Raw genomic sequence first — 25873 nt, 5'->3', positions numbered from 1 at the left:
AAGTGAAACGCGGTAGCGCCGATGGTAGTGTGGCATTCGCCATGCGAGAGTAGGACACTGCCAGGCACCCAATTAAACAGCGATGTGAAGAATCATGTCACTGGCTGCGAGGATGACACCTCAGAAAATGCAGCAGAAGATTTAGCGAAAGCTAACCGAATGCGGAGCGGTAGTTCAGTCGGTTAGAATACCGGCCTGTCACGCCGGGGGTCGCGGGTTCGAGTCCCGTCCGCTCCGCCACTAATTTGAAGGCCTTCCCAGATGGGAAGGCCTTTTTGCTATGGGCGTTTTTACCCACTGACCCCGATGGTTGCACACCGGAACCAACACAAAGCCCGGCTTCACGACCGGGCTTTTGTATTTTTAGCGCGTTAAACCGCCAACGTTTGGTTTTTACCTGCCGAGAGAGTGCCAGATAGCCGGTTATTTCCACCATTTTCTGGCTATATCCGAGCCCTATCAGTTTCATTCACAGCAATTTGAACGACTCTGCAGGCGGTCAAATCAGGCTTCTGCTGCCTGCTGACTACAGGGCAGCTCCATATTGACCACCCCCTCTTCCATCTGTACATCGATCTTGAAGCCCAGCGGCTTGGCTGGGTTGGGAATACCGAGATTGCCGGATTAATCAGGTACCGTTCAAGCAAAGAGGCCTTCCCGACGGGAAGGCCTCTTTGCTTTATCTATCAACTGATTACCATCACTCGGTTGATTTATCAGGGCTTCTCTTTGTTGCCAATGCTCAGGCCGAGCTTGATGGAGAGTGCTGCCAGTAGCAGCAGCATCATGATCAGGGAGAAGAAGTTGCTGCCGAGTTCCGGGTATTGCACCTTGAGCAGAGCGGAGTGGCCGAAGACACCGATAAAGAAGCAGAGCAGGGTACAGATGGGGGTGTTGCCCACCATGGGTTCATGGCGATAGTGCTGGAACAGCTGATAGGCCGCCAGCCAGAGGGCAATCAGCGGGAAGAAGGAGAAAGGCACAACCGAGTTGGTCAGCACGGCCAGAGAGGCATCGCCACAGATACCAATCAGCATGGCCATGGCGAGCGGTTTTTTCGGGATCATAAGCTGTTCAGTCATATCGTTCTCCATCCTGTGGTCATGGGTGAGGTTCACGGCGCTTCTGGTTTTGTACCTCGGCGCCCATGGCGATCATCCGCAGTTGGCGAATTGTTCGGTCGGAGAGTGCACGGCACTCTTCGCTGGTCATGTCGAGTGCATCGGCACCGGCACTGAAGACAATGGTGACCATGGCTTCTGCCTGGATGTAGGCATCTTCCCGTGGTGCTTCTGTGGTGGCTTCCAGATAATCGGTCAGCTCTGCGATAAAGTGCTGGATTTCGCGAGCCACCGCCTGACGAAAGGCGGCCGAGGTGCCGGAGCGTTCCCGCAGCAGCAGCCGGAATATGTTGGGGTTGTTCTCGACGAACTCCATAAAGGTCTGCACAGAGGTGCTGATGACACTGCCACCACCGGCAATGCGCTGGCGTGCCTGGCGCATCAGTTGGCGCAGGGTGAGACCTCCTTCGTCAACAAGGGTCAGGCCCAGCTCCTCCATGTCGCGAAAGTGGCGATAGAAAGAGGTTGGGGCGATGCCCGCTTCACGAGCGACTTCCCGCAGGCTGAGATTGGAGAAACTCCGATTGGCGCACAGTTGGCTGAATGCAGCATCGATCAATGTACGCCGGGTTTTTTCTTTTTGTTGAGCGCGAATACCCACGAAATCAGTCACCTTCAGCTTAACGAGGACAAATGATAACCCGAAGGCGCCTCAGGATCAGGTTTGTATCCTACTTTTTTACCATTGACCGTGAGGAAATCACCATAGAAAATGGCGAACAGCTGTTCGCTGAAAGGATGCAATGAGATGGCCAGACCCCCCATTATTTTGACCAATACCCTTCTGTTTTCCCTCTCCGGGATAGTGGCGTTGATTGTCGTACCCTGGTACGGCATGAGCCACGGTTACGATCTCTGGCAGTGGGCCAGTTTCCTGTTGTTGTTCTGCCTGAGTGGTCTATCCATCACCGCAGGCTATCACCGGCTCTGGTCGCACAAGGCCTACAAGGCGCACCCCGCTTTGCAGTGGTTGTTTGCCATCGGCGGTGCGTTGGCACTGCAGAATTCGGCCCTGCACTGGTCGGCCGATCACCGCCGTCACCATCGTCATGTGGATGACAACGATAAAGACCCCTACAGCGCGGGGCGTGGCTTCTGGTATTCCCACATCGGCTGGATGTTGCGGGAGCATCAAGGAGATCGCTATGGCGATTACAGCAATGTGCGGGATCTGCAGAACAACCCGGTGGTCGCGTTTCAGCACCGTCACTATCTGACGCTGGCACTGGCGGCCAATCTGGGGCTGCCGCTGCTGCTTGGCCTGTGGCACGGGGATATGCTCGGCATGTTGCTGTTGGCGGGCGTGCTGCGGATGGTGATGACTCACCACACCACCTTCTTCATCAACTCGCTGGCCCATATCTGGGGCAGTCAGCCTTATACCGACCGCAATACCGCTCGCGATAACGGCATCCTGGCTTTTTTAACCTTTGGCGAGGGGTACCACAACTTTCACCACCTGTTCGAGAATGACTACCGCAACGGCATTCACTGGTGGCAGTTCGATCCGACCAAGTGGTTGATCCGGCTCGCCTCCTGGTGTGGTCTGGCGGGGGATCTCAGATCCTCGCCGGAGGAGCGTATCGAACAAGCCCGGCTGCAGATGCAGCTGAAACGGGCACAAGCCAAGTTGCGCAAGCAGGAAGATCGCGAACTGTGGCAGGCGCTGCTGCAGGAGGAGTACGACAAGCTGAGCCAGCAGTTGCAACACTATTACGCCAGTCGCAAGCGGCTGCTGGAGCTGCGCAAACGCAAGGCGCTGGCGCGCTATGACAGCCTCAAGCTGCAACTGGAGTACCGGGCCCTGCGGGACGGCTTCATCGCTGGTAAACGCAACTGGAGTCGTTTGCTGGCAGGTATTGCATGATGCCACCCGGTTATCACAGAGACTAAAAGAGAAGACCGCCTGCTGGCGGTCTTCTCTTTTATGATTCAACTCAAGCTAGTTGGCTTGGCTCTGCTGTTGCTGCAACTGATCCAGTGCCTGTTGCTCCTGCTGGCTAAGACCCAGCTGTTCACAGGCCTGCTCAAAGCTGATCCCCGGATGGCACATCATGATATCCAATAACGGGAGGGCTTAGTTGGCTTGGCTCTGCTGTTGCTGCAACTGATCCAGTGCCTGTTGCTCCTGCTGGCTGAGACCCAGTTGTTCGCAGGCCTGCTCAAAGCTGATCCCCAGATGGCACATCATGATATCGATGGCGGGCAGATAGTTCTTCATAGCTTCTTCCATGGTGATCCTCCAGACCCGTCACTTATGCCCTGAACCACTCGGTGCGGCAATTAGACTTTAGGCTTAGTCTGTCCATTTGATAAGCACCCCTGCCACTGGGGGAGGGAATTTGTTACCCTGCACCATGATAAAAACGGTTGCCGTATGACTGCGAGCAACAGGTGAGGAGCAGGGCATGTTATTGAGTTTCTTGATCATCGCTTCAGGTTGGTGGCACATCCGTGCTGCCTACGGTTCAGACAGCCGCCAGTTCTATATCAGCAAGCCGCTGACCATGTTGCTTATCATCGCGTTGGCGTTCGGCTACCAGAGTTATGACCACGACGGTTCCCACGCCTGGATCCTGCTCGGCCTCTGCCTCTCGCTGGCGGGCGATGTGCTGCTGATGTTGCCAAGTGATCGCTTCATTCAGGGGTTGGCGGCATTTCTTGTCGCGCATCTCTGCTATATCGTCGGTTTTGCCCAAGGACCATTGCTGCTCAATCTGGTGGATGGTTTGCTGCTGTTGCTGATCGCCGGCATGGTATTCGGCCTGCTGTGGGGCAAGCTGGGGGAGATGCGGATCCCGGTCTTCTGCTACATGCTGGTGATCATCGGCATGGCCTGGGTGGCCGCAGGTGCCTGGCACGCCTCTCTCACTGCCGGTTCTGCCGCTGCTCTGGTGGGGGCGCTGATGTTCCTCTTCTCCGACAGCATGCTGGCGCTCGATCGCTTCCGCCGCCCCTTTCCCCACGCCCGCGCCTGGGTGATGAGCAGCTACTTCGCAGCGCAATTCCTGATTGCAGGGTCGCTGGCGGGATAACGTCTTCTGGTTGAGTGCAGGCAACAGATAACGAAAAACGGGCGCTTGCCCGTTTTTCGTTTTATGCCCTGCGGTTTTTCACGCCTCTAGCGGTTCGGCATCTGCTGCCCGTGGGGCGGGGGATTTGAGCAACAGCATCAGGCCGCTGGCGACCAGCAGGAAGATCCCCATGATGTAGAACACCTGGTTGTAGGCCATGATGGCTGCTTCCCGGTTGATGGTGTTGGCCAGCATGGCGTGGGCTTGCTGCTGAGCAATCTCGGGGCCTGAACCCTGCGCCATCATGCTCTGGGCCAGTTGCAGCAGATAGCTCTGCCCCTCGATACTGCTGGCGGCCAGAGTGCTGCCAATCTGCAGCACATGGGTGCGGGTATCGTTGTCGAGCATGGTCGCGATGATGGCGATACCGAACGCACCACCGAGGTTGCGCAGCACGTTGAGCAGAGTCGAGGAGGAGGGGATCTCGTCGTGGCTCAGGCTGGCGGTGGCGACCAGGGAGAGCGGCACCATGATGAAGGGCTGCCCCAGCGCCCGCACGATTAGTGACTGGATCAGCTGCGGCCCGGCGTAGTCGGCACTCATGTTGACGTTCATAAAGCAGCTGACGGCGAAGATCAGGAAGCCGAAACTCACCAGATAGCGCGGGTCTATCTTGTGGGTCAGTTTGGGCACCAGCGGCAACACCAGCAGTTGCGGTAGTCCCATCCACATCAGGACTTCGCCGATTTCCAGCGCGTTGTAGTTGTGGATCTGGGTCATATAGAGCGGCAGCACATAGATGGAGCCCATCAACGCCATGCCGAGGATCAGATAGGCAAAGCAGGCCAGCGCGAAGCGCGGGTTGTGCAGCAGCCGCAGATTGACCAGCGGGTGACGGCGGATCAGCTGGCTGATGACGAAGAACACCAGCGCTACTGCCGAGATGACCGCCAGTCGCACGATGAAGCTTGAGCCGAACCAGTCCTCCCGGTTGCCCTCTTCCAGCACCACCTCCAGCAAGCCGAGGCCGAGCGCCATGGTGACAATCCCGATGAGGTCTACCCGCTTGATCACGGCCCAGTCCACCGGTTTTTTATCCAGCCCGTGGGCCAGCATGGCCATCACCAGCAGTCCCGGCGGCACGTTGAGATAGAAGATGTAGTGCCACGACATCTGCTCGGTGAGCCAGCCGCCGAGGGTTGGGCCGATGGCGGGGGCGAAGGTGGCGCAGAGGCCGAACAGCGCCATGCCGGTGGCCCGCTTCTGTAGCGGCAGCAGGGTGACGATGAGGGAGAAGGCCATCGGGATCAGCGCCCCGCCGGTGAAGCCTTGCAGCGCCCGGAAGACGATCATACTGGTGAGGTTCCAGCTGAACGAGCAGAGCACGGAGGCAGCGATAAAGGCGCCGGTGGTCCAGAGCAGGTAGCGGCGCACACTCAGCCCCCGGCTCAACCAGCCGCTCAGGGGGATGGCGATCATCTCCGCCACCAGATAGGAGGTGGAGATCCAGGAGCTCTCGCTCAGGGTGGCCGACAGGGCCCCCTGAATATCCTTCAGAGAGGCATTGGTGATCTGGATATCGAGGATGGCCATGAAGGCGCCGATAAGGCCCCCCATGACCGCGATCCAGTTGCGACGTGGAATGGGTTCCATCAGTTGGCAGCCACCACGGGATCTGGAGTGCGGGTATCCACGATCACTTCGGTCGAGAGACCCGGCAGCAGCTTGCCAGCCAGCGGGCCCGGCTCGGGGATGCGGATCTTCACAGGCACCCGTTGCACGATTTTGGTGAAGTTGCCGGTGGCATTCTCCGGTGGCAGCAGGGCGAACTTGGCGCCGGTGGCCGGGGCCAGGCTGTCGATGATCCCCTCGACCGGTTGATCCGGGTAGGCATCGAGCACTACTTCGACCTTCTGGCCTGGCTGCATATGGGCGAGCTGGGTCTCCTTGAAGTTGGCCTCGACCCACACCTGCTGCAGCGGCACCAGGCTGGCGACCTGCATACCGGACTGGACGTAGAGCCCTTCCCGCAGGCTGCGCTTGCCGATGATACCGTCGGCCGGTGCCCGCAGCTCGGTATAACCCAGCTCCAGCTTGGCCTGCTCCAGTTGTGCTTCGCTCAATGCCAGCTTGGCCAGATTCTGTTTGCGTTCGGCATCCAGTACCAGCAGTCGCTCACGGGCCGCTTGCAGGGCGGCTTGGGCCTCCCGGGCTTGCGCCTGATTGACCTGCAGGCCGGCACGCACCTCGTCCAGACTGTCTTGCGAGCTGTAGTGGCGCTGGTTGAGCTGACTGATCCGGTTGACCTGCTGGCTGGCGCGCAGCTGTTCGGCATTGGCGGAGGCGACCTTGGCCTCGGCCTGCTGGATCAGGCTCAGTTGTTGGGTGCGGGTGGCCGCCAGATTTTCAGCCGTCGCCTGATTGAGGCGCAGGTCGGCTTCGGCCTCCGCGACCCTGGTTTTGTATTCGCGATCATCGAGCCGGGCGATCAGTTGGCCCGCTTTGACCGGCTGGTTGTCGGTGACCAGCACTTCGCGGATATAACCGGGCAGCTTGGAGCTGATCCCGGTCACTTCACTTTGCAGATAGGCGTTGTCGGTGCTTTCAAAATAGCGGCCGTGAAGATACCAGTAACCGGCGAACAGCAGACCGAGCAGAGCCAATATCATGGCTGCCAGCAGGGGAATTTTTTTGTGTTGACTCATTTTTGTGATTCCTGAACTTAAGGGGCGCAGGCTAACACTGGTCAACTGTTTCGATTAGTATTGGTTCACGAGATATACAGTTTCACTGGTGCAACAATGGATCTCAATGCCGCGTTAATTCTGGTGCGTATCGTCGACAAGGGCTCGTTTACGGGGGCTGCCCGTGAGTTGGGGATGACCAAGGCGATGGTCAGCCGCCGCATCGCCGAACTGGAACAGCGGCTCGGAGTGCGTCTGCTCTATCGCTCCACTCGTCAGCTCACTTTGACCGAGGAGGGGGAGAAGTACTACCTGCACTGCAGCAAGGCGGTCGATGCCCTGACCGAAGCCGAGCTGATGCTGAGCGCCAGCCAGCAGGAGGTGACCGGCACCCTCAAACTGGCGGTGCCTATCGAGACGGGGCAACTGGTGGTTGGGCGCTTGGTCGCCAAGTTTTTGCAGGCCTATCCCGCCCTGCAGGTGGAGCTGGAACTGACCAACCGGGTGGTGGATCCCATCAGTGAAGGGCTGGATGCGGTGGTGCGGATTGGCGACATGAGCGACTCCAATCTGGCGGCGCGCCGACTCTGGAGCACCGGAAGGCTGCTCTGTGCCAGCCCGGACTATCTGGCCCGCAGCCCGGTTATCGAGCGGCCGGAGGATCTGGCCAACCACGAGCGGGTGACGGTGAGCAGCGGGTTTCTCGCCTCTCACTGGTGCTTCGAGCTGGATGGCAAAGAGGTGCTGGTTGACCCCCCATCCCGTTTTCGGGTCAATAATATTACCTGTGCCCGGGAGGCAGCGAAGGCGGGGCTGGGGTTGGCTTCGTTACCCGCTATGCTCTGTCAGGATGAGCTTGCCAGCGGCGAGCTGGTGATCCTGCTGCCAGAGTGGCAGCAACCCAGGGTGCCGATTTATTTGCTGTTTCCGGAGCGGCAACTGATGCCGCGCAAGTTGCGGGCATTCATCGATTTCATGATTGAGAACGGCGCCGAGTTTGGCATCGACAAGTTGTTGTAAGGGGGGAGCTATGGATAACTGGATCAATCTCTATCGCGCCTCACACACCCTGGAGGCACACGCGTTGAAAGGGGCGCTGGAGGCGGAAGGGGTGCTGGTGCGCCTCAATGGCGAGGGGCTGTCGGGCGCCCTTGGCGAACTGCCGGTCGACATGTTGCAGGTGACCCTGATGGTGCGGGCCGAGGATCGCAGCAAGGCAGGACGGGTCATCGAGCGTTACCAGCAGCGTCAGGGTAACGGCTGGCTGTGCGGCCAGTGCGGGGAGGAGAACGGCGCCAACTTCGACGTCTGCTGGCGCTGTCATCACGATCCCCACGACAGCTGATCTCTCTTCCGCTAGCGCGGCGGGAACTCAATATCTTCCCCTGCGCTGGCATCGTGATAGGTCGCCAGATCCAGCTCGTTTTCGCTGCGGGCGATCAGCACCGACACCAGAATATCCCCCGATACGTTGACCGTGGTGCGCGCCATGTCGAGGATCCGGTCAATGCCTGCAATCAGTGCCACCCCTTCCAGCGGCAAGCCCACCGCCGTCAGGGTCAGGGTCAGCAGCATCAGCCCGGTGCCCGGGGTGCCAGCGGTGCCGATACTGGCCAGGGTGGCGATGCTGATGATGGTCAGGTAATCGACCATGTGCAGATCCACACCGAATGCTTGAGCCACGAACAGCGCAGTCACTCCCTGATAGAGGGCGGTGCCATCCATGTTGATGGTGGCGCCGATGGGCAGCACCTTGGCGGTGATGGCGGGGGAGACTCCCAGCCGCTTCTCGGCGCAGGCCAGACTGATGGGCAGGGTGGAGTTGCTGGAGCTGCTGGTGAAGGCCACCGCTTGGGCATCAACGATGCTCTTGAAGTAGTGCAGCGGATTGAGCCGTGCCAGCAGGAGCAGCAGGGTGCTGTAGACGCCGAGCACGTGCAGCAGGCAGCCGAGGTAGACGGCGCCGATCACCTTGAGCAGCGGCAGCAGCAGGTCGAGACCGTACTTGCCGGTCATCCAGGCCATCAGGGCGCAGACACCGTAAGGGGCGAGCGCCATCACCATCTGGGTCAGCTTGAACATCCCCTCGGCCAGCGAGGTGAAGAAGAGGATGGCGGGACGGCCACGGCGACCGCTGGCATTGAGGGCGACCGCCAGCGCCACCGCAAAGACGATTACTTGCAGGATCTTACCATCCACCATCGCCTGTACCGGGTTGCTCGGCACCAGATGGCTCAGCACGCTGGCCAGAGTGGGTGGTTCCGACATACCGACCCGCTCATAGGGGCCCATGTCGGCACCCATGCCGGGTTCCAGCAGCCAGCCCATCATCAGGCCGATGCAGATGGCGATGGCGGTCGAACAGAAGTAGAGACAGATCGCCTTGCTGCCGATGCGATCGAGGGCCTTGCCCTTGAGCAGCGAGGTGAGACCGGCGATGACCGAGCAGAAAATGAGGGGCACCATCAGCATCTGGATGGTGTTGACGAACAGGACGCCAAGGGGCTTGAGCAACAGGGCTTGCTCTTCAAAGCCGACGCCCAGACCCACCCCTGTCAGCATGCCGATCAGGGTCTTGAGCCAGAGTGGTCGGCGGGTCCAGATCTGCCAGGGCTTGAGAGCCTCTCCATGGAACAGCATGACGCCAATATCCTTATACATTGTCTGCGATGGCCAAAAAGGGGCGCCAGTGTAGCGATCCCTGACGCGGGTTGCCACATTATCGACAAAGCGGTGGCGGTGACCACTCCCCTGACCAGGAAATGCGCAATTTATTGGCCTATATCAAGATCCCTCCGGGCGGGGAGATATTTAATTGGCATTAAATATGTTCATTATTGAGGTGAGAGATGTCGCAATCGGTTCATGGTCACGAAGTGATGGAGATGATGTTGGCACAAGGGGGGCAATTTACCCGTGCCAGCCTGAAACAGGCGATGGCCGAGCGGTTCGGCGCCGAGGCCCGTTTTCATACCTGCAGCGCCAGCGAGATGGATGCGGAAGCATTGATCGACTTTCTGGCCGCCCGTGGCAAATTCATCGACTCGGCCGAGGGTTTTCAGACCCGCGCCGACAAGATCTGCAACCACGGTTAATCCCGCTGCGAGCGCATCATGGCGCTCGCTCAATTCTTCGCCCTTTGCTATATTTCGCCCCCTCTCTTTTCCCTATTCAGGGCATAGCCCGGGCGTTGTATGGATACTTTCTCTGCCGCAGTCATGCTGTTTCTGATCATGGACCCGCTGGGCAACCTGCCGGTCTTCCTCTCTATCCTGCGTCATATCGATCCCAAGCGACGTCGCAAGGTGATGGTGCGCGAGCTGCTCTTCTCGCTGGCCATCATGATGCTGTTCTTGTTCGTCGGTCAGCAGATCCTCGGCTTCCTCAACCTGCGGCAGGAGGCGGTCAGCATTGCGGGGGGCATTATCCTGTTCCTGATCGCCATCAAGATGATCTTCCCGAGTGAAGGGGGCGTGACCGGGCTGGCGGCGGGCGAGGAGCCCTTCCTGGTGCCGATGGCGATCCCGATGATTGCCGGCCCCTCGATCCTCGCCTCCTTGATGCTGCTGGCCAATCAGGAGCCGACACGGATGGTGGACTGGTCGCTGGCACTCTTTCTGGCCTGGGCTGCCAGCGCGGTGATCTTGATGTTCTACGAGGTATTCAACAAGCTGCTGGGTGAGCGGGGACTCACTGCGGTGGAGCGGTTGATGGGCATGCTGCTGGTGATGATCTCGGTCCAGATGTTGCTGGACGGGGTACATCACTATCTGGCGGTGACCGGTCAGGGCTGAGAGGTTTACATCTTGAAGTGAATGAAACGGGGCTACGCAGAGCCCCGTTTTTTTTGCCGCCGAGAAGGCGTGCCGTCACCCGTGAGTGGTCGCAGCGGGTTCCAGTTTGCTCATGATGAGGGAGAGCAGCAATTCCCGCAGCCAGCGGTGGCCCGGATCCTCGCTGTGACGCTGATGCCAGATGAGCAGATGGGAGATGCTGTCCAACCCGATGGGCAGCGGCAGCTGCAACAGCGGATAGACCTGGGTAGCGTGGCGGGCATAGAGCCTGGAGAGGGTGACTATCATGTCGGAGTGCATTCCCATCCGCAGCGCCGCCTCGAAGGAGGGCACGGTTGCCTCGATACGCCGGTAGAGATCCTGCTCTGCCAGCTTGTGATCCAGCATCCAGCGGTCCCGTCCCTCGCAGTAAGTCTGCACATGGGGATAACTGAGGTAGTGCTCCAGATTCCAGTTGGGCTCTCGCAGCGCGGGGTGGTGCTGCTGTACCAGACAGGTGAGATCATCGACCGCCAGCACTCGCTGACAGATGCTGTCGGGCAGGGTATCGAGCCGATAATCGGAGCTGATGCAGTTCTCCCGCACCGCGAAGGCGATGTCCACCTGTCCCTGACTCATCTCGGTCAGACTGTTTTCGGTCCACTCCTCGTAACGCAAGCGGATCCTTGGTGCCTGCCGCTTCAGCTCGCTCAGGTAGAGCGGGGCAAACAGGGTAAAGGCGCTGTCCATGCTGGCGATGACGAACTCTCGCTCCGAGCTGGCGGGGTCGAACTCGGGCGGCTGGATCAGGTTATCCAGCGACAGCAGGATGGGTTGCAACTGCTGTTGCAGCGCAAGGGCGCGGCCGGTGGGTTCCAGCCCGTAGGCAGAGCGGATGAAGAGGGGATCATTGAAGGTATCGCGCAGACGGCCGAGGGCTTTGCTGACGGCGGACTGGCTCAGATGAAGGCGGCGTGCGGCCTTGCTGCCGTTGCGCTCCTCCAGCAGCACCTGCAGGATAATCAGCAAATTGAGGTCGATGCGACCCAGTTGTTCCAGCAGCATGATATGAATCCTCTTCAATTCTAAGATGAATTTATACCATTTGTTTTCATATCTTGGCGATCTTATCCTCGAATGGTCTCAGGTTCGCATGAACCACTGGTACAGGATGTAGCGGTTGAGGGGACATGTAGCACAATCAATATGGCGACCTCAGGGTCGCCCTATTTTTTGGCTATGATTTATTTGCTCACTTGCACCTGCCTTGATTTTGCCCAACAATCCCTGCGCTCTATTTTGATACAAGTAACAGATATCTCTTTGTGAGGGAGTATCCCTATGGGACTCGGTGGAATTCATATCTGGCATATGTTGATCCTCTTGCTGGTCGTTGTGCTGGTCTTCGGCAGCAAGCGTCTTGCCAGTGCAGGTGAGGATCTGGGTACCGCCATCAAAGATTTTCGCAAGGCGATGCGTGACGACGCAAATCATCCGAAATAAGCAGTAGGAGTAGAAAATGTCTGTAGACGAGAAAGTTGAACTGAACGAAACCTGTGACAGCTGCGGCTGTTTTGCCGAGATCGGCACCATCATCGGCGAAGGCGACGATGTGATGGATCTGGTTATTGAAGCCGCTGCCGAGGCGGATGCCCGCGCCAAGCTGGCTGCCTATGAAGCACTGGCCAAACAGGTCACTGCCGAAGCTCAAGTGAGCAGCGAACTGACCCAGGGCGCCAACGGCGTGATCCTGAAAGCCCGCCTGAAATTCACCTGCACTGCTGAAAAACTGATTTTCGAAATGCGGGCCCGCTCTATCTGAGTTGTCTGATAACGCGGCAGGTTTGCCTGCCGTGTTGACCCTTCTGCTGTGGGTCGGCGTTCTATAGTTACTCTATCCCACAGACGTTTTTGCCCGGCGCGAGTCGGCCAACAGAAGGCGTAAACATCATGACGCAGCGATGGATCTCTGCTCCCAATCCCACCCTCTATCGTGATCGGTGCTGCCAACAGGCTGCAGTTGTGACTTCAGCACAGGGGCAGCCATCGTGATGCGACGCTGGATCTGGGCTCTGCTGGCCCTCTGCTGTTTTCCCCTGCTGGCGGCTGAACTCAAGCCACAGCGTCTGCCCCAACCCGGGGACCTTGAAAGCATTCTGCAAAAGCGCGAACTCAGGGCTCTGGTGGTCTATGAGCGCGGCTTCTATTTTCTCGATCGCGGCGCCCAGTACGGCATTCTGGTCAACCAGCTGCAAGGGTTCGAGCGCTGGCTGAACAAGACCTATCTCGCCAAAGAGAAGGTCAAACTCAAGGTGGTCTACATCCCGGTGCGGCAGGACAAGCTGCTGGACTATCTGACCGAGGGGCGTGGCGATCTGGTGGCGGCGACCATGACGGTGACCCCGACCCGGCGTGAACAGGTGGCCTTCTCCCGGCCGCTCATTTCATCCATAGAGGAGTGGGTGGTGAGCCAGCAGAGCCTACCCGCCTTCAGCCGTATTACCCAGCTTTCCGGCAGGCGGGTCTGGGTGCGCGCCAGCTCCAGCTACTACGAGAGTCTGCGCCAGCTCAACTGGTTGTTTCGCGAGCTGGGGCTGCCCCCTGTCTATATCGAAACGGTGCCCGAATACCTGCAGGATGGCGATCTGCTGGAGATGGTGGCCGCTGGCATTATTCCCCTGACGGTGACCGACAGCTACAAGGGACGGATCTGGCTGGGTGGCATGATCTCCGGCCTCAAGGCTCACAAGTTGATCCCCCTGCGCAACAACGGCACCAGTGCCTGGGCGCTGCGCAAGAACAGCCCCGAGCTGCTCAAGGCGGTCAATGGCTATCTGGCGAGTGTCAGCCGCAACAGCCTTTACAGCGACATGACCCTGCGCCGGCTGCTGGTTCGCAGCGATCAGATGAGCAATATCCTGGCGCCGGATCCTATGGGGCGCCTCGCGACCATTCGCAAGGTGCTGGAGAAGTACGCCAATCAATACGATCTCGACTGGTTGATGCTGGCGGCGCTTGGCTACAAGGAGTCCGGCCTCAATCCCAAGGCACGCTCGCCCAAGGGGGCCGTGGGCCTCATGCAGTTGCTGCCCAGCACAGGGCGGGAGGTCGGCATCAACGGCGCCAGACTCACCACGCTGGAGGGAAATGTGGAGGCAGCCTGCCGCTACATGCGGTTGATCCTCGATACCTACTTCAATGATCCCAAGCTGGATCGGCTCAACCGCCACCTGTTTGCCCTCGCCGCCTACAACGCCGGGCCAAACCGGGTGCAGGCGCTGCGAGGCAAGGCGGAGAAGCTGGGGCTCGATCCCAACGTCTGGTTCGGCAACGTGGATCAGCTGGTGGCCAACGAAGTCGGACAGGGGCCGATCAACTATGTCGGCACCATCTACAAGTACTACGTAGCCTATCGTTTCAGCCTGCCCCAGATCGAGGGCAAGGCTGCCGCTATCGAAGCGGCTCAGCCCTGAGCCGGTTGACCGGCAAGGTCGCCTGCACGGTCGGCAATTGCCAGCCACCGTCCCTGTGTTGCAGGAACCAGTGGGCGGGGCCGGTGGCCGGGATGAGATCTGGCTGGCTGAGCTGGCCCAGATAGCGCAACATCGGGGTATCATGCAGTTCCATCAGCAACTCCTTTTGAGTATGTGAGAGGCTCGCCAGCGTTATGACACCCGGCCATGACAGCAGGATGACACCATGATCCCCGGATCCTTTGCCCTGATCGACGATCCCCTGCTGGCGCTCAAGGTGCGCTGCCACTGGATCCGCCATGCCCGCGAGCGGATCCAGGCGCAGTACTACAGCTGGGAGGAGGACAGTAGCGGCAAGTTGCTGCTGAGCGAGCTGCTCCACGCTGCCCGGCGTGGTGTCAAGGTGCAGCTGCTGGTGGATGATCTCTATGCCGGTGACAACCGCTTTCTGGAGATGGTGGCTCACTACCCGGGGATCGAGGTGCGGCTATTCAACCCCTTCTGGCTGCGTGGCTGGCGCCCGCTGGCACTGCTGCTGGAGGGACTGCTCAGCTTTCGCCGCATCAACCACCGGATGCACAACAAGCTGCTGCTGGTGGATGGCAAGCTGGCGCTGATCGGCGGGCGCAACATAGGCGATCGTTACTTCGGTCTGGATCCGCAAGCCCCCTTTGTGGATCTCGATCTCGCCTGTCAGGGGGGCCTGTGTCAGCAGATGGAGCAGGGGTTCGAGCAGTTCTGGCACAGCCGCTGGAGTCATCCCATCCGCCATCTGCTGCGCCGCGAGCTGCTGCCCGCCGAAATAGAGGTGGTCAACGACTTCCTGTTCACCATGACGGATCCGGCGGTGGCGACGGTCTACGATCTGCCTGCGGCGCTGTTTGACGAGAGCGATTTGCCGCTGCAGTGGCATGAAGGGCGGGCCGAGGTGTGGTTCGACCATCCCGGCAAGGGGCTTATCTCCCGCCCCACCACTGCCCGCCAGCTTTGGCGCCAGCTGGCTGACAATCCCGGCTCGCTGGGGTTGGTGACCCCTTACCTCATCCTTACTCGCGGGTTTCGGCACCGTCTGGCGCGGCTGCGCCAGCAGGGGGTCGCCATCGACATTCTCACCAACTCGCTGGCCAGCACCGATGTGCCACTGGTCTATGGCGCCTACCAACGTTATCTCGGCTGGTTGCTGCGGCGCGGGATCCGTGTTGCCGAGTTTGACCACGGCCACGGCAGCCTGCACGCCAAGCTGATCCTGCTGGGGGAGGAGCGGGCGCTGTTTGGCAGCCTCAACCTCGATCCCCGCTCGCTGTTTCTCAATACCGAACTGATGCTGCATCTGCACTGCCCGCTGATCTGCGAGGCGCTGCGAATGTGGCTGGCTCGCTGGCAGGAGCAGGCGGGTGGATTGCCGCGCAAACCCGAAGGGTGGTCAAGGCGACTGATAGCACGCCTGAGTGACTGGTTGCCCCTGCGCCGTTGGCTGTGAGGCGGCCATTTTTTGTGCGAGATCTCGCAAAGCCTTGTAAGCCATTGCTGATACCCTTTGCGGGTGAATAACCATGCATGAATCTATCTTGCTGTTTTATAACAATTTAGTGGTGATGATAAGGCTGTTTTTTGTACTCTGATGTGAATGGAATTAGCATAAAAACGTTTTTTATTTTGTTTTTATGCGTAATATTTCAGTTGCAAGGACAAACACGGTGGCTTGTCTGCCGTGTGGATGAAGGTTGTAACGGGTAGCTGGTCGGTTGCATTGCTGCAATTGGCGCGCACTTCAGATGGGTCGCGAACTATCGGAAAGTGAAACAGAGACCCGGCGTGGCCGGACTCCAATATGGAACATGCTATTTGCGAGGGGGTGACATGGACATGTCACCCCACTTTTTTGGCCGCTCGCCACCGTTTATCTTTTTCCATGATTGTTGCTCATCGCAAGAGCCGCAGAGGGCAAGGCAATAACAAGGCAATAACAAGGCAATAAAAAGAGGGCCGCAATAGCGGCCCTCTGTCTCATCTGCCCGGTGGATTAACCGGCCTTGACGCTGCGGCGACGCTGCAGCCAGACGATCGCCCCGAACAGCAGGAAGCCCGGGATCCACATCCACTCCTTGGTCCAGCGCTCGGTCGGCGCCTTGACGGTGAGGATCTCCTGATCGAACTCCAGTCCCATGGTGGCGGCCGGGCTGCCAAAGGCGACGTTGTCGATCAGCGTCTTGCCATCCTGCTCATAGAGGCTCAGCCCCAGATTGGCCAGCCGCTCCTCGCCATTTGCTCCATCCGGTACGGCGACCAGCAGGGTGAACTTGCGTGGCTTGCCCACTGCATCTTCACCGAGGATCCGCAGCCGCAGGGTGCTCTCCGCCTCCACTTCACCCATGGTTTGGGCCAGCTGGGCAGGCGGGGTCTCGCGATAGGGGTCGTGCACCATGTCCATCCAGAAACCCGGGCGGAACAGGGTAAAGGCGACCAGTAACAGCAGCACGCTCTCGTACCAGCGGCTCTTCACCAGGAACCAGCCCTGGGTGGCGGCGGCGAAGATCAGCATGGCGATGGTCGCCACGATGAAGATCAGCACGCCGTGGGCGAAGTCCACGTCGATCAGCAGCAGATCGGTGTTGAAGATAAACAGGAACGGCAGCGCTGCGGTACGCAGGCTGTAGTAGAACGCGGTGATCCCGGTCTTGATGGGATCGCCCTTGGAGACGGCCGCTGCCGCGAAGGAAGCCAGTCCCACCGGCGGCGTCACATCCGCCATGATGCCGAAGTAGAAGACGAACAGGTGCACCGCGATAAGCGGCACGATCAGCCCGTTTTGCTGCCCCAGCGTCACTACCACCGGTGCCAGCAGGCTGGATACGACGATGTAGTTGGCAGTGGTGGGCAGCCCCATGCCAAGGATCAGGCTCAGCAGAGCGGTCAGCAGCAGCATCAGCAGCAGGTTACCCATGGAGAGGAACTCCACCAGATCCGCCAGCACCAGACCGACCCCGGTCTGGGAGACCGCACCCACGATAATCCCCGCGGTGGCAGTGGCAATGCCGATACCGATCATGTTGCGGGCACCGGCGACCAGCCCTTCCCGCAGATCCACCACGCCGTCAGCGACGGTGCCGTAGTCGTGCTTGCCGTCCTTGCGCAGCCAGTTGAGCAGCGGGCGCTGGGTCAGCAGGATGATCACCAGCATCACGGTACCCCAGAAGGCCGACAGCCCCGGCGAGAGGCGTTCCACCATCAGGCACCATACCAGTACCACCACCGGCAGCAGGAAGTGCAGGCCGGAGAGCAGCACGGCGCGGGTGTTGGGCAGCTCGGTGAGCGGCTTGTCGGGATCTTCGGCAGGCAGCGGTTCATTGCTGGCGGCGATCTTCAACAGGGCCACATAGGTGGCAGCCAGCAGTACCGAGATCCCCGGCAGGGCGTAGTCACCCAGTGCAGGTTTGAGCCAGCCGAGGCCATAGTAGACCGCCAGCGACAGGCCGCTGATGAGGGCCGCGCCAAAGGCAAAACCGGTCAGGCGACGCAGCCAGGGTTTGGGTTGATGGTTGCCGATGGGCTGCATGCCCAGTTTCAGGGCCTCCAGATGGACGATGTAGAGCAGCGCTATGTAGGAGATGGCGGCAGGCAGGAAGGCGTGCTTGATGATCTCCACATAGGGGATACCCACGTATTCGACCATCAGGAAAGCCGCAGCCCCCATCACTGGCGGCATGATCTGGCCGTTGACCGAGGAGGCCACTTCGACCGCCCCCGCTTTCTCTGAACTGAAGCCCACCTTCTTCATCATCGGGATGGTGAAGGTGCCGGTGGTCACCACGTTGGCAATCGACGAGCCGGAGATCAGGCCGGTCAGGCCGGAGGCGACCACTGCCGCCTTGGCCGGGCCGCCGCGCAGGTGACCGAGCAGGCTGAAGGCGAGCTGGATAAAGTAGTGACCGGCACCGGCCCGCTCCAGCAGGGCGCCGAACAGCACGAACAGAAACACGAAGCTGGTGGAGACGCCAAGGGCGATGCCGAACACCCCTTCGGTGGTGATCCACTGGTGGTTGGCCAGCGCGGTAAAGCCTACCCCGCGATGTGCCAGCAGTCCCGGCATCCAGGGGCCCGCCAGGCTGTAGATCAGAAAGACGATAGCGATGACCGCCAGTGCCGGCCCCAGGGCGCGGCGCGCCGCTTCCAGCAGCAGCGGAATGCCGATGCAGGCGGTCACCAGATCGGCGGTGGTGAGGGTGCCGGGACGCAGCGCCAGTGCTTCATACATTACGAACAGGTAAGAGGCGGCGCCAGCAGCGATCAGACCGAGGGCGATATCACCGAGGGGAACCCGATCCCGCGGCGAGGAGCGAAATGCTGGGAACACCAGAAAAGCGAGCAACAGGGCAAAGGTGAGGTGAATGGAGCGGGTTTCGGTGTCATTGAGTACGCCAAAACCCACCATGAAGGGGAGTGGCGAGGCGATCCAGAGCTGGAACAGCGACCAGGCCAGCGCCAGCGCTGTGATGAGCCAGCCCATGATGCCCAGCGGCAGGCGAGCGCCCACATCCTGGGCGATCAGTTCCTCGGTAGAGAGTTGTTTATCTTGCATAGGGATAACTTGTGCCAACGAGTACAACAAGAGCGACACCCGCCCCCGCAATCAGGCGGCAGACGGGTGTCGAAGAGAGTGACAAAGGCCCCGGGGCCTTCAATCAGAGCCAGCCGCGCTCTTTGTAGTAGCGGGCAGCCCCTTCATGCAGCGGTGCAGAGAGACCCACCTTGATCATGTCGGCCTCTTTCAGGTCGGCAAAGGCAGGGTGCAGGCGCTTGAAGCGATCCAGGTTGTCGAACACCGACTTGACCAGCTGATAGACCACTTCCGGATCGGTTTTGGCGCTGGTGGAGAGCACCGCTTTGCCACCGATGGAGGGGGTCGGCTTGTCGCTGCCCTTGTAGATGCCGCCCGGGATCTCGGCCTTGCTGTAGTAGCTCTTCTCGGCCAGCAGCTTGTCGATGTCGGCGCCGGCCACAGGTACCAGTACTGCATCTGTGGTGGTGGAAGCTTCCTGAATGGCGCCGTTCGGGTGACCGACGAAGTAGCTCATGGCGTCGATGTTGTTGTCACCGAGGGCGGAGGCCTGTTCGGCCGGCTTCAGCTCGGAGACCAGACCGAAGTCACCCTTCTTCCAGCCTTTGACCGCCATGATCTCTTCCATGGTGTCACGCTGGCCGGAGCCCGGGTTGCCGATGTTGACGCGCTTGCCCTTCAGATCGTCGAAGCTGGCGATCTTGGCATCGCGGCGAGCCAGGATGGTGAACACCTCGCTCTGCAGGGAGAAGACGGCGCGCATATCGTCCATGGCCCCTTCGGCCTGGAACGGTGGCAGCCCCTTCATCGCCTTGAACTGGTGGTCGGATTGCATGATGCCGAAGTTGAATTCACCGCTGCGGATGCCGTTGACGTTGGCAACACCACCGCCACTGGCCGGGGCGTTGCACTTGATCTGGTGATCGGCGGCGCCGCGATTGAGGAAGCGGCAGATGGACTGGCCAGCGACATAGTAGACGCCGGTCTGACCGCCGGTGCCTATGGTCACGAAGCGCTCCTGCGCTTGTACCGGACCACCGAATGAAACACCGACCAGAGCCGCCGACAGGGCGCATGCCAAAGTTAATCCTTTCATTTTTTCTCCCTTTTCTTTGATTTTGTTTATCCGATCCCCGGATAAATTGATGGCAGTCCCGTTCTGCGCCGGGCTTGCCCGCTCTTCTCGTTGCGCGAAAGCGGGGGAGTTGATCACCCCCTTTCCGGCAGTCACCCTCATCCTGTGGTGAGGCTACCGACCTCCTGTCGGTCGAAGATAAATTGGCCCCTGAGGGGCCAAATAAAAAGTTGCAAGCACTCCGATTAAGCACATTCACCCAACATAAATCAAACGAAATGGCAAAATAGCGGAGTTAAATCTTGAGAAACATGACCTCGATCATTCATTTTCTTGCCGAAGATTAATTTGATATGGAGGGAAATGGAAGAGGGAAAAACTACGAGAGGATTCTTATGCGGCCCTTGAATGACAAGGGCCGAGGTCATAATGGATCAGTTGGTCGGGGTGGCCAGATCCAGGATAAAAGCGTATTCCAGCGCGATATCCTCGTAGGCTTTGAAGCGGCCCGACTTGCCGCCGTGGCCGGCATCCATGTCGGTGTTCAGTAACAACTTGTTATCATCCGTCTTCAGTTCGCGCAGCTTGGCGACCCACTTGGCGGGCTCCCAATACTGCACTTGCGAGTCGTGCAGTCCGGTGGTGACCAGCAGGTTGGGGTAGGCTTGCGCCTTCACCTGATCGTAGGGGCTGTAGCTCTTCATGTAGTCGTAGTAGCGCTTCTGGTTCGGGTTGCCCCACTCGTCATACTCTCCGGTGGTGAGGGGGATCGACTCGTCCAGCATGGTGGTGACCACATCGACGAACGGCACCTGCGCTACCACGCCGCGATAGAGTTCGGGCGCCTGATTGATGACGGCCCCCATCAGCAGACCACCGGCGCTGCCGCCCATGGCGTAGACCTGATCTTTGGCACCGTAGCCTTGCTCAACCAGCGCCTTGGTGACATCGATAAAGTCATTGAAGGTGTTCTGCTTTTTCAGCAGTTTGCCATCTTCGTACCAGTGACGGCCCAGCTCTTCACCACCCCGGATATGGGCGATGGCGTAGACGAAGCCGCGATCGAGCAGGCTCAGGCGCGAGCTGCTGAAGTCGGGATCCATGCTGGCGCCGTAGGAGCCGTAGCCATAGACCAGCAACGGATTCTTGGGCGCATCGGCCTGCTCTTTCTTGAACTTGTCCTTGCGATAGACCAGCGACACCGGCACCGATACGCCGTCGCGGGCGGTCACCCAGAGCCGCTCGCTGGCGTACTGGTCGGCCTTGAAGCCTGCCACCGGCTGCTGCTTGAGCAGGGTGCGCTTGCCGCTCGCCATATCCAGCTCATAGGTAGAGGCGGGGGTGGTCATGGAGGAGTAGCCATAGCGCAGGGCACTGGTATCCGGCTCCGGGTTGTAGGCGAGCCAGGTGACATAGGCGGGATCATCGAAGGCGATCTCCTTCTCGTCACCGCTCTGCCAGTTGATCTGGCGCAGTCGGGTCAGCCCCTTGTTGCGCTCTTCCAGTACCAGCCAATCCTTGAACAGGGCGTAGCTCTCCAGCAGCACATCCGGATTGGGGGCGATCACCGCCTTCCAGCGATCGACCGGGCTCTCTTTGGTCTCGTAGAGGCCGAAGTTCTTGCCGTCCTTGTTGGAGCGCACATAGAAGCGGCCGCGGTAGTGATCCAGGCTGTATTCGTGATCCACCTGACGGGGCAGGAACAGGCGGGGCGCGTGCTCCGGCTGGTTGGCATCGATCAGCCGAGCTTCGCCGGTGGTGGTGCTGGAGAGGGCGATGACGATGAAATCTTCCGAGGTGGTGGCGTAGAGGCTGATGTAGAAGGAGTCATCCTTCTCTTCATAGACCAGCTTGTCCGTGGCCGGATCCGTCCCGAGCGTGTGGCGATAGACCTGATAGGGCAGTAGGGTCTGCGGGTGCTTGCGCACATAGAAGACGGTCTTGTTGTCGTTGGCCCACACCAGATTGCCGGAGGTATTTTCCAGTTTGTCGGTGGCCCACTGGCCGCTCTCCAGATCGAGGAACTGGATCTGGTACTGACGGCGGGAGAGGAAATCTTCCGCCACCGCCAGCCAGCGGTTGTTGCGGCTCACCTCAAGGGCGCCGAGGGCATAGAACTCGTGCCCTTCAGCCCGCAGGTTGCTGTCGAGCAGCAGACTCGCCTGCTCTTCACCGAGCTTGGTGCGCGAGTAGATCCCGTACTCCTTGCCCGGCTCATAGCGGGTCTGGTAGCGGTAGCCGTTCTTCACATAGGGTACCGACTCATCCTGCTGGGGGATGCGGGCGACCATCTCTTTGTAAAGCTGTTCGCGCAGGGGCTGGGTCGGCTTGAGCATGGCCTCGGTATAGGCGTTCTCGGCCTTGAGATAGTCCAATACCTCGGGCTTCTGCCGCTCGTCGTCACGCAGCCAGTAGTAGTTGTCGATGCGGGTATCCCCGTGTTTTTTCAGAGTGCGGGGATGTTTGGCGGCCACGGGCGGCTGGATTGGATGTTCGCTTGTCAGCATGGCGGGCTCTTCATTGGCATAAGTGGGGGGGAGAACTGTCAGAAAGGCTAGCAGCAGAACTCCTCGGGAAAAGGTAAACATGTCGCATCCTTGGCGCTGGAAAGGGTTGGTAGACCTGAGCATCGGCTCCATGAATTGGCGTTAAATCTGCCCCTTGTTGCCGGTGGTTGCAAGCAATCCCTTGTTATTGCAGGAAATGTAATCAAAAAAAGCCGCTATCTCGTGATAGCGGCCCTCTTTCTGGCCATGAGCGGCAAGAGTCCGCTCAGGTGTGCCTCACATGATATGGGAGTGCCCTCTCATGGCCAGTTTTCGTCAGCCGGGGTAGCTCGACCAGCGGTTGGTCGCGCCCTCGTTGCTGATACTCAGTACCTCATAGGGATGGCCCGGAATATCCATGCCCGGCGCACTCTGGGGCATGCCCGGAATGGTCAGGCCACGGATCGCCGGTTTTTCCCTGAGCAGCTTTTGTACATCGGCGGCCGGTACATGCCCCTCGATCACATAGCCATTTACGATACCGGTATGGCAAGAGGCCAGTTCCGGCGCGATACCGTATTGCTGCTTCACTGCGCCGAGCTGTTCGGTTTCGATGACCTCCAGTTCGAAGCCATTCTGCTCCATGTGCTCGTTCCAGCTTTGGCAGCAGCCACAATATTTGGATTTGTAGACGGTCATCTTCTCGGCCGCGAGAGCCGAAAAGCTGACGGTACCGGCCAGCATGGCCAGTAACAGGGGTTTGTACATCACTCACCTCAGATTGAAAGAAAAGATGCCCGATACGGGATGCGTTTCAGATCTGGGTGCGTGGGGGACGTTCGAGCCGCTCGCACGGAGCGTCCGGCATATAGAGAGAGGGGGAGGCGAAGTCGGGGGTATCCGGTTCCAGTACGGCGACCGTCAGGCTGTCGCTGCCTACCAGCGTCATCGAGAGGGCGGTGGTAAAGCTGCCGCAGGGCATCGCTTTTTCCAGGGTACGCTCGCTCTGGCTGCAGTGGGTGGTCAGGGTACAGAGGTCGGTTGCGGCCCGGCTGCCAAACGACATCAACACCAGCACCAGACTCCACAAGGGGAGCCAGCGACGGGCGTGAGCGAGTTGGCGACGGGTGAGAACCATGGAATGACTCGGAAAAAACAAGGGGCACATGGTAACCCTGTGCCCCGGGGGAGGGTCAAGCCCTCCCCATAGTGTCAGTCAGCCAGGATTAAGGTTGCTGACGGGTCGCCGCCAGCACGATCTCGCGCACGCAGACATTGGCAGGCTGGTTCCAGGCGTAGAGCACGGCATCGGCGATCACTTCCGGCGCAATGACGCCGCCCATCTGATCTTTCCAGTCGTGGTAACCGGCCTTGATGCTCTCGTCAGTGGTATGGCTGAGCAGCTCGGTCTCGACCGCACCCGGGGCAATGGTCACCATCCGCACGCCGACATCGGCTACCTCTTCCCGGATGTTCTCGGTCAGGGCGTGCACGGCGAACTTGGTGGCGCAGTAGGCAGCATGGTTCGGGAAGGTCTTGCGACCGGCAATGGAGCTGATGTTGATGATGGTGCCGCTGCGGCGCTCCTTCATACCTGCCAGCACTGCGTGGACGCCGTTCAGTACCCCCATCACGTTGATGTTGAGCATCTGCTGCCACTCGGCGGGATCCTGCACATCGGCCTGACCCAGCAGCATGACGCCGGCGTTGTTGACCATGCAGCCGACCGGGCCAAATTTGGCTTCTGCCTGCTGGACGGCGGCCTTCATGGCAGCGGTGTCGGTTACATCGACCCCGATGCAGAGGGTATCGGGCAGGTTCAGTGCCTGCATCGGCTCGACCCGGCGGGCCAGCAGTAGCAGCGGATGACCGGCGGCAGAGAAGGCACGGGCGATGGCGGCACCGATCCCGGCGGAGGCACCGGTGATCACGACGAGAGATTTGGACATGGGTCTTTCCTTCTGATTCAAGAGTCGGTTTGAGCAAACAGGTGGCTGGCCAGCACGGAACCCAATCACTATAGTCACTGCATCTATAAGTGATAAATATTGTTTTCCGCTGGTTATCATCTGAAAAAACTATGGTTGGTTTATGCTGGACTTGAGATTGCTGCGTTTCTTCATCGCCATCTATGAAGAGAAGAACATCACGGCGGCGGCCGAGCGCTGCCACGTCAGCCAGCCCTCCCTCTCGGCGGGGCTGCGCCAGCTGGAAGAGGCGCTCGGTGACAGCCTGTTTGTCCGGGGCAAGAAAGGGGTGGTGGCGAAAGATCCGGCCCACTATCTCTATCCTCACGCAGTCAAGCTGGTGGAGGAGGCGCGCCGTCTGCCGGAGCTGTTTCGCCAGAAAGCGACGCGTGCGAGGCTCAATATCGCCATCATGCCGGACTTGAGTCGCCGTCGGGTGGCCGGGCTGCTGCAGCAAGTACAGCGCGTGTTGCCGCAGCTGGATCTCACCCTTTCCGACTACACTACACCCGCCGACTGCCGCTTGACGCTGGATGCCTTGCGCCGGGAGGACGAGATCTTTCTGCCGCTGTGGGAGGAGGATTACGTGCTCTGTGTACCGGTCGACCATCCCCTTGCCAGTCGCGAAAGGATCGAGCTCGCCGAGCTGCAACATTATGATTTTATTGAGTGCCCGCCCTGCGAAGCCCATCAGCAGACTATCGGCCTGCTGGCCTGTGACCGCCTTACCCTCAATCTGGTGGCCAAGGCCGAGAGCAAGGGGCTGGTGATGGCGCTGGTGCTGGCGGGGGTCGGCATCAGTTTTCTGCCGGACGGGCTGGTGGAAGATGAGGCGGGTCTCTGTACCCTGCCGGTGAGCGGGCCGCGGATGTTTCGCCGGATTGGGCTCTGCTATCCCGCTCACCAGACCCTCAATCCGGCGCTGCGGGAGCTGATCCCCGAGTTGGCAGGCTATGGCGCTTCCTGATAAGGTCGCTCTCCGGTGCACCTTTACGATGCAGCTCCCCAGACTCCCCTTTTCTGTTTACCTCGCCTTGCACCGCAAGGCTTTGCTCGGGTGATGTGGTCATGAAACGCATTCTGGTTATTTTTTCCCATCCCGCGCTGCAGAGCTCGCGGGCCAACAAGCAGCTGTTGCAGGCGATTGAGGGGCTGGAGGGGGTCACGGTTCACGACCTCTATCAGCACTATCCCGACATGTTTATCGATGTGAAGCGGGAGCAGGCGCTGCTCTGTGAGCACGACATCATCGTCTTCCAGCACCCGTTTTACTGGTACTCCTGTCCGGCCATCATGAAGGAGTGGATGGATCTGGTGCTGGAGTATGGCTATGCCTACGGCCCTGAAGCCCACGCCCTCAACGGCAAGCAGTGGCTGAGCGCCATCACCACTGGCGGGGCGCCGGAGTCCTACTGCAGCGAGGGTTACAACAGCCGACCGCTGCTCGATTTTCTGCTGCCATTTCAGCAGGCTGCCACCTTGTGCGGCATGAACTGGCTGCCCCCTTTCGTGCTGCACTCCTTTCACAAGATCAAGGATCCCGCCGCCCTGCGCCGCTGTGGGCAGGACTACCGCCAGCTGCTTTGCGCCCTGCGTGACGATCAGCTGACCCCGGAGCAACTGGCCGGGCGCCCTTATCTGCGCGACTTGCTGGAGGTGCTCTGATGAAACACGGGCAGCTTGTTGGCCGTGCTTATGAGTCGGCTCAGACGTTCAAACGGA

26 protein-coding genes and 1 tRNA gene are annotated in these 25873 nt (G+C 59.7%); 13 read left to right on the top strand and 14 right to left on the bottom strand.

Annotated elements, in window-relative coordinates:
* Positions 1–163: 163 nt before the first annotated feature.
* Positions 164–240 (top strand) — tRNA-Asp (locus AB5Y67_RS13210).
* Between the two features lie 476 nt (positions 241–716).
* Here the strand turns inward: AB5Y67_RS13210 and AB5Y67_RS13205 are convergent.
* Together AB5Y67_RS13205 and fabR are read right to left on the bottom strand one after the other, a co-directional pair.
* On the bottom strand, positions 717–1082 hold the full coding sequence (locus AB5Y67_RS13205; protein WP_005339919.1) for a YijD family membrane protein: 366 nt from the start codon (positions 1080–1082) through the stop codon (positions 717–719).
* 19 nt (positions 1083–1101) lie between these two features.
* Positions 1102–1722 (bottom strand): HTH-type transcriptional repressor FabR, encoded by a 621-nt coding sequence (gene fabR / locus AB5Y67_RS13200; RefSeq protein ID WP_005339921.1) that lies wholly within the window; start codon positions 1720–1722, stop codon positions 1102–1104.
* Positions 1723–1869: 147 nt separating this feature from the next.
* Between fabR and AB5Y67_RS13195 the strand changes: the two genes are divergently transcribed.
* Complete coding sequence (locus AB5Y67_RS13195) at positions 1870–2988, top strand: fatty acid desaturase (protein ID WP_150390145.1); 1119 nt, start codon at positions 1870–1872, stop codon at positions 2986–2988.
* Between the two features lie 210 nt (positions 2989–3198).
* Here AB5Y67_RS13195 and AB5Y67_RS13190 read toward each other — a convergent pair whose 3' ends face one another.
* Entirely contained in the window at positions 3199–3354 is a 156-nt protein-coding gene (locus AB5Y67_RS13190; protein ID WP_005348505.1) for a hypothetical protein, read from the bottom strand.
* A gap of 175 nt (positions 3355–3529) precedes the next feature.
* Between AB5Y67_RS13190 and AB5Y67_RS13185 the strand changes: the two genes are divergently transcribed.
* Positions 3530–4156 (top strand): lysoplasmalogenase, encoded by a 627-nt coding sequence (locus AB5Y67_RS13185; RefSeq protein WP_005348507.1) that lies wholly within the window; start codon positions 3530–3532, stop codon positions 4154–4156.
* Positions 4157–4234: 78 nt separating this feature from the next.
* Here the strand turns inward: AB5Y67_RS13185 and AB5Y67_RS13180 are convergent, their stop codons facing one another.
* Together AB5Y67_RS13180 and AB5Y67_RS13175 are read right to left on the bottom strand one after the other, a co-directional pair.
* A complete protein-coding gene (locus AB5Y67_RS13180; protein WP_150390146.1) occupies positions 4235–5788 on the bottom strand; it encodes a DHA2 family efflux MFS transporter permease subunit in 1554 nt (517 codons plus the stop codon).
* On the bottom strand, positions 5788–6840 hold the full coding sequence (locus tag AB5Y67_RS13175; protein ID WP_005348510.1) for an HlyD family secretion protein: 1053 nt from the start codon (positions 6838–6840) through the stop codon (positions 5788–5790). Before AB5Y67_RS13175 ends, AB5Y67_RS13180 begins: the two co-directional genes overlap by 1 nt.
* 96 nt (positions 6841–6936) lie before the next feature.
* Between AB5Y67_RS13175 and AB5Y67_RS13170 the strand changes: the two genes are divergently transcribed.
* The gene (locus AB5Y67_RS13170; protein ID WP_047434586.1) at positions 6937–7839 is read left to right on the top strand and encodes a LysR family transcriptional regulator; all 903 of its coding nucleotides are present in this window, start codon (positions 6937–6939) and stop codon (positions 7837–7839) included.
* 10 nt (positions 7840–7849) lie between these two features.
* Complete coding sequence (locus AB5Y67_RS13165) at positions 7850–8164, top strand: DUF2007 domain-containing protein (protein ID WP_005339933.1); 315 nt, start codon at positions 7850–7852, stop codon at positions 8162–8164.
* An 11-nt stretch (positions 8165–8175) separates the two neighbouring features.
* On the opposite strand, the gene AB5Y67_RS13160 is transcribed toward AB5Y67_RS13165, so the two are convergent.
* The gene (locus AB5Y67_RS13160; protein WP_005357632.1) at positions 8176–9459 is read right to left on the bottom strand and encodes a dicarboxylate/amino acid:cation symporter; all 1284 of its coding nucleotides are present in this window, start codon (positions 9457–9459) and stop codon (positions 8176–8178) included.
* A 209-nt stretch (positions 9460–9668) separates the two neighbouring features.
* On the opposite strand from AB5Y67_RS13160, the gene AB5Y67_RS13155 reads away from it, so the two are divergent.
* Both AB5Y67_RS13155 and AB5Y67_RS13150 read left to right on the top strand, forming a co-directional pair.
* Positions 9669–9914: a YecH family metal-binding protein gene (locus AB5Y67_RS13155; RefSeq protein ID WP_005357633.1), complete on the top strand. Its 246-nt coding sequence runs from the start codon at positions 9669–9671 to the stop codon at positions 9912–9914.
* A 99-nt stretch (positions 9915–10013) separates the two neighbouring features.
* Positions 10014–10613 carry a YhgN family NAAT transporter gene (locus AB5Y67_RS13150; RefSeq protein ID WP_013724175.1) on the top strand — a complete coding sequence of 200 codons (600 nt, stop codon included), beginning with the start codon at positions 10014–10016 and terminating at the stop codon, positions 10611–10613.
* A 75-nt stretch (positions 10614–10688) separates the two neighbouring features.
* On the opposite strand, the gene AB5Y67_RS13145 is transcribed toward AB5Y67_RS13150, so the two are convergent.
* On the bottom strand, positions 10689–11657 hold the full coding sequence (locus AB5Y67_RS13145) for a LysR family transcriptional regulator (RefSeq protein WP_005357635.1): 969 nt from the start codon (positions 11655–11657) through the stop codon (positions 10689–10691).
* Between the two features lie 276 nt (positions 11658–11933).
* Here AB5Y67_RS13145 and tatA point away from each other — a divergent pair, with 276 nt between their 5' ends.
* The 3 genes from tatA to AB5Y67_RS13130 all read left to right on the top strand — a co-directional run bounded on the left by tatA (position 11934) and on the right by AB5Y67_RS13130 (position 14065).
* Positions 11934–12095 carry a twin-arginine translocase TatA/TatE family subunit gene (tatA, locus tag AB5Y67_RS13140; RefSeq protein ID WP_005339944.1) on the top strand — a complete coding sequence of 54 codons (162 nt, stop codon included), beginning with the start codon at positions 11934–11936 and terminating at the stop codon, positions 12093–12095.
* 16 nt (positions 12096–12111) lie between these two features.
* The gene (locus AB5Y67_RS13135; RefSeq protein ID WP_199416712.1) at positions 12112–12414 is read left to right on the top strand and encodes a YfcZ/YiiS family protein; all 303 of its coding nucleotides are present in this window, start codon (positions 12112–12114) and stop codon (positions 12412–12414) included.
* Positions 12415–12643: 229 nt separating this feature from the next.
* Positions 12644–14065 carry a lytic transglycosylase F gene (locus AB5Y67_RS13130; RefSeq protein ID WP_150390148.1) on the top strand — a complete coding sequence of 474 codons (1422 nt, stop codon included), beginning with the start codon at positions 12644–12646 and terminating at the stop codon, positions 14063–14065.
* On the opposite strand, the gene AB5Y67_RS13125 is transcribed toward AB5Y67_RS13130, so the two are convergent.
* A complete protein-coding gene (locus AB5Y67_RS13125) occupies positions 14043–14219 on the bottom strand; it encodes a hypothetical protein (protein WP_005339947.1) in 177 nt (58 codons plus the stop codon). The genes AB5Y67_RS13130 and AB5Y67_RS13125 overlap by 23 nt on opposite strands.
* Before the next feature lie 72 nt (positions 14220–14291).
* On the opposite strand from AB5Y67_RS13125, the gene AB5Y67_RS13120 reads away from it, so the two are divergent.
* The gene (locus AB5Y67_RS13120) at positions 14292–15545 is read left to right on the top strand and encodes a phosphatidylserine/phosphatidylglycerophosphate/cardiolipin synthase family protein (RefSeq protein WP_150390149.1); all 1254 of its coding nucleotides are present in this window, start codon (positions 14292–14294) and stop codon (positions 15543–15545) included.
* A gap of 543 nt (positions 15546–16088) precedes the next feature.
* Here AB5Y67_RS13120 and AB5Y67_RS13115 read toward each other — a convergent pair.
* The 6 genes from AB5Y67_RS13115 to AB5Y67_RS13090 form a co-directional block, all read right to left on the bottom strand.
* Positions 16089–18644, bottom strand: coding sequence for a TRAP transporter permease (locus tag AB5Y67_RS13115; protein ID WP_005357644.1), 2556 nt, complete (start codon positions 18642–18644; stop codon positions 16089–16091).
* 103 nt (positions 18645–18747) lie between these two features.
* Positions 18748–19719 (bottom strand): TAXI family TRAP transporter solute-binding subunit, encoded by a 972-nt coding sequence (locus tag AB5Y67_RS13110; protein WP_199428526.1) that lies wholly within the window; start codon positions 19717–19719, stop codon positions 18748–18750.
* A gap of 413 nt (positions 19720–20132) precedes the next feature.
* On the bottom strand, positions 20133–22286 hold the full coding sequence (locus AB5Y67_RS13105) for a S9 family peptidase (RefSeq protein WP_190973200.1): 2154 nt from the start codon (positions 22284–22286) through the stop codon (positions 20133–20135).
* Between the two features lie 234 nt (positions 22287–22520).
* Complete coding sequence (locus AB5Y67_RS13100; protein WP_005339953.1) at positions 22521–22952, bottom strand: DUF411 domain-containing protein; 432 nt, start codon at positions 22950–22952, stop codon at positions 22521–22523.
* Between the two features lie 46 nt (positions 22953–22998).
* Complete coding sequence (locus tag AB5Y67_RS13095; RefSeq protein ID WP_088870321.1) at positions 22999–23322, bottom strand: hypothetical protein; 324 nt, start codon at positions 23320–23322, stop codon at positions 22999–23001.
* 88 nt (positions 23323–23410) lie between these two features.
* Positions 23411–24133 (bottom strand): SDR family oxidoreductase, encoded by a 723-nt coding sequence (locus tag AB5Y67_RS13090; RefSeq protein WP_005348556.1) that lies wholly within the window; start codon positions 24131–24133, stop codon positions 23411–23413.
* A 142-nt stretch (positions 24134–24275) separates the two neighbouring features.
* On the opposite strand from AB5Y67_RS13090, the gene AB5Y67_RS13085 reads away from it, so the two are divergent.
* Positions 24276–25118 (top strand): LysR family transcriptional regulator, encoded by an 843-nt coding sequence (locus tag AB5Y67_RS13085; RefSeq protein WP_005339957.1) that lies wholly within the window; start codon positions 24276–24278, stop codon positions 25116–25118.
* A gap of 101 nt (positions 25119–25219) precedes the next feature.
* Complete coding sequence (locus AB5Y67_RS13080; RefSeq protein ID WP_199428528.1) at positions 25220–25816, top strand: NAD(P)H-dependent oxidoreductase; 597 nt, start codon at positions 25220–25222, stop codon at positions 25814–25816.
* Positions 25817–25873 lie beyond the last annotated feature (57 nt).

This window comes from Aeromonas sp. s12 (assembly GCF_040907925.1).
In the GTDB taxonomy this organism is placed as follows: Bacteria; Pseudomonadota; Gammaproteobacteria; order Enterobacterales; family Aeromonadaceae; genus Aeromonas; species Aeromonas veronii.
Note: the sequence above shows the minus strand (reverse complement) of the source record. Positions and strands in the feature narration are given on the sequence as shown.

What these genes read in the sequence shown, in the direction of transcription:
- AB5Y67_RS13190 (WP_005348505.1), bottom strand. Translation starts at nt 3,354, where the DNA reads ATGGAAGAAGCTATGAAGAACTATCTGCCCGCCATCGATATCATGATG.
- AB5Y67_RS13165 (WP_005339933.1), top strand. Translation starts at nt 7,850, where the DNA reads ATGGATAACTGGATCAATCTCTATCGCGCCTCACACACCCTGGAGGCA.
- AB5Y67_RS13160 (WP_005357632.1), bottom strand. Translation starts at nt 9,459, where the DNA reads ATGCTGTTCCATGGAGAGGCTCTCAAGCCCTGGCAGATCTGGACCCGC.
- AB5Y67_RS13175 (WP_005348510.1), bottom strand. Translation starts at nt 6,840, where the DNA reads ATGAGTCAACACAAAAAAATTCCCCTGCTGGCAGCCATGATATTGGCT.
- AB5Y67_RS13105 (WP_190973200.1), bottom strand. Translation starts at nt 22,286, where the DNA reads ATGTTTACCTTTTCCCGAGGAGTTCTGCTGCTAGCCTTTCTGACAGTT.
- AB5Y67_RS13170 (WP_047434586.1), top strand. Translation starts at nt 6,937, where the DNA reads ATGGATCTCAATGCCGCGTTAATTCTGGTGCGTATCGTCGACAAGGGC.
- tatA (WP_005339944.1), top strand. Translation starts at nt 11,934, where the DNA reads ATGGGACTCGGTGGAATTCATATCTGGCATATGTTGATCCTCTTGCTG.
- AB5Y67_RS13185 (WP_005348507.1), top strand. Translation starts at nt 3,530, where the DNA reads ATGTTATTGAGTTTCTTGATCATCGCTTCAGGTTGGTGGCACATCCGT.
- AB5Y67_RS13095 (WP_088870321.1), bottom strand. Translation starts at nt 23,322, where the DNA reads ATGGTTCTCACCCGTCGCCAACTCGCTCACGCCCGTCGCTGGCTCCCC.
- AB5Y67_RS13080 (WP_199428528.1), top strand. Translation starts at nt 25,220, where the DNA reads ATGAAACGCATTCTGGTTATTTTTTCCCATCCCGCGCTGCAGAGCTCG.
- AB5Y67_RS13120 (WP_150390149.1), top strand. Translation starts at nt 14,292, where the DNA reads ATGATCCCCGGATCCTTTGCCCTGATCGACGATCCCCTGCTGGCGCTC.
- AB5Y67_RS13205 (WP_005339919.1), bottom strand. Translation starts at nt 1,082, where the DNA reads ATGACTGAACAGCTTATGATCCCGAAAAAACCGCTCGCCATGGCCATG.
- AB5Y67_RS13150 (WP_013724175.1), top strand. Translation starts at nt 10,014, where the DNA reads ATGGATACTTTCTCTGCCGCAGTCATGCTGTTTCTGATCATGGACCCG.
- AB5Y67_RS13135 (WP_199416712.1), top strand. Translation starts at nt 12,112, where the DNA reads ATGTCTGTAGACGAGAAAGTTGAACTGAACGAAACCTGTGACAGCTGC.
- AB5Y67_RS13180 (WP_150390146.1), bottom strand. Translation starts at nt 5,788, where the DNA reads ATGGAACCCATTCCACGTCGCAACTGGATCGCGGTCATGGGGGGCCTT.
- AB5Y67_RS13090 (WP_005348556.1), bottom strand. Translation starts at nt 24,133, where the DNA reads ATGTCCAAATCTCTCGTCGTGATCACCGGTGCCTCCGCCGGGATCGGT.
- AB5Y67_RS13085 (WP_005339957.1), top strand. Translation starts at nt 24,276, where the DNA reads ATGCTGGACTTGAGATTGCTGCGTTTCTTCATCGCCATCTATGAAGAG.
- AB5Y67_RS13110 (WP_199428526.1), bottom strand. Translation starts at nt 19,719, where the DNA reads ATGAAAGGATTAACTTTGGCATGCGCCCTGTCGGCGGCTCTGGTCGGT.
- AB5Y67_RS13125 (WP_005339947.1), bottom strand. Translation starts at nt 14,219, where the DNA reads ATGGAACTGCATGATACCCCGATGTTGCGCTATCTGGGCCAGCTCAGC.
- AB5Y67_RS13100 (WP_005339953.1), bottom strand. Translation starts at nt 22,952, where the DNA reads ATGTACAAACCCCTGTTACTGGCCATGCTGGCCGGTACCGTCAGCTTT.
- AB5Y67_RS13115 (WP_005357644.1), bottom strand. Translation starts at nt 18,644, where the DNA reads ATGCAAGATAAACAACTCTCTACCGAGGAACTGATCGCCCAGGATGTG.
- AB5Y67_RS13195 (WP_150390145.1), top strand. Translation starts at nt 1,870, where the DNA reads ATGGCCAGACCCCCCATTATTTTGACCAATACCCTTCTGTTTTCCCTC.
- AB5Y67_RS13155 (WP_005357633.1), top strand. Translation starts at nt 9,669, where the DNA reads ATGTCGCAATCGGTTCATGGTCACGAAGTGATGGAGATGATGTTGGCA.
- AB5Y67_RS13145 (WP_005357635.1), bottom strand. Translation starts at nt 11,657, where the DNA reads ATGCTGCTGGAACAACTGGGTCGCATCGACCTCAATTTGCTGATTATC.
- AB5Y67_RS13130 (WP_150390148.1), top strand. Translation starts at nt 12,644, where the DNA reads ATGCGACGCTGGATCTGGGCTCTGCTGGCCCTCTGCTGTTTTCCCCTG.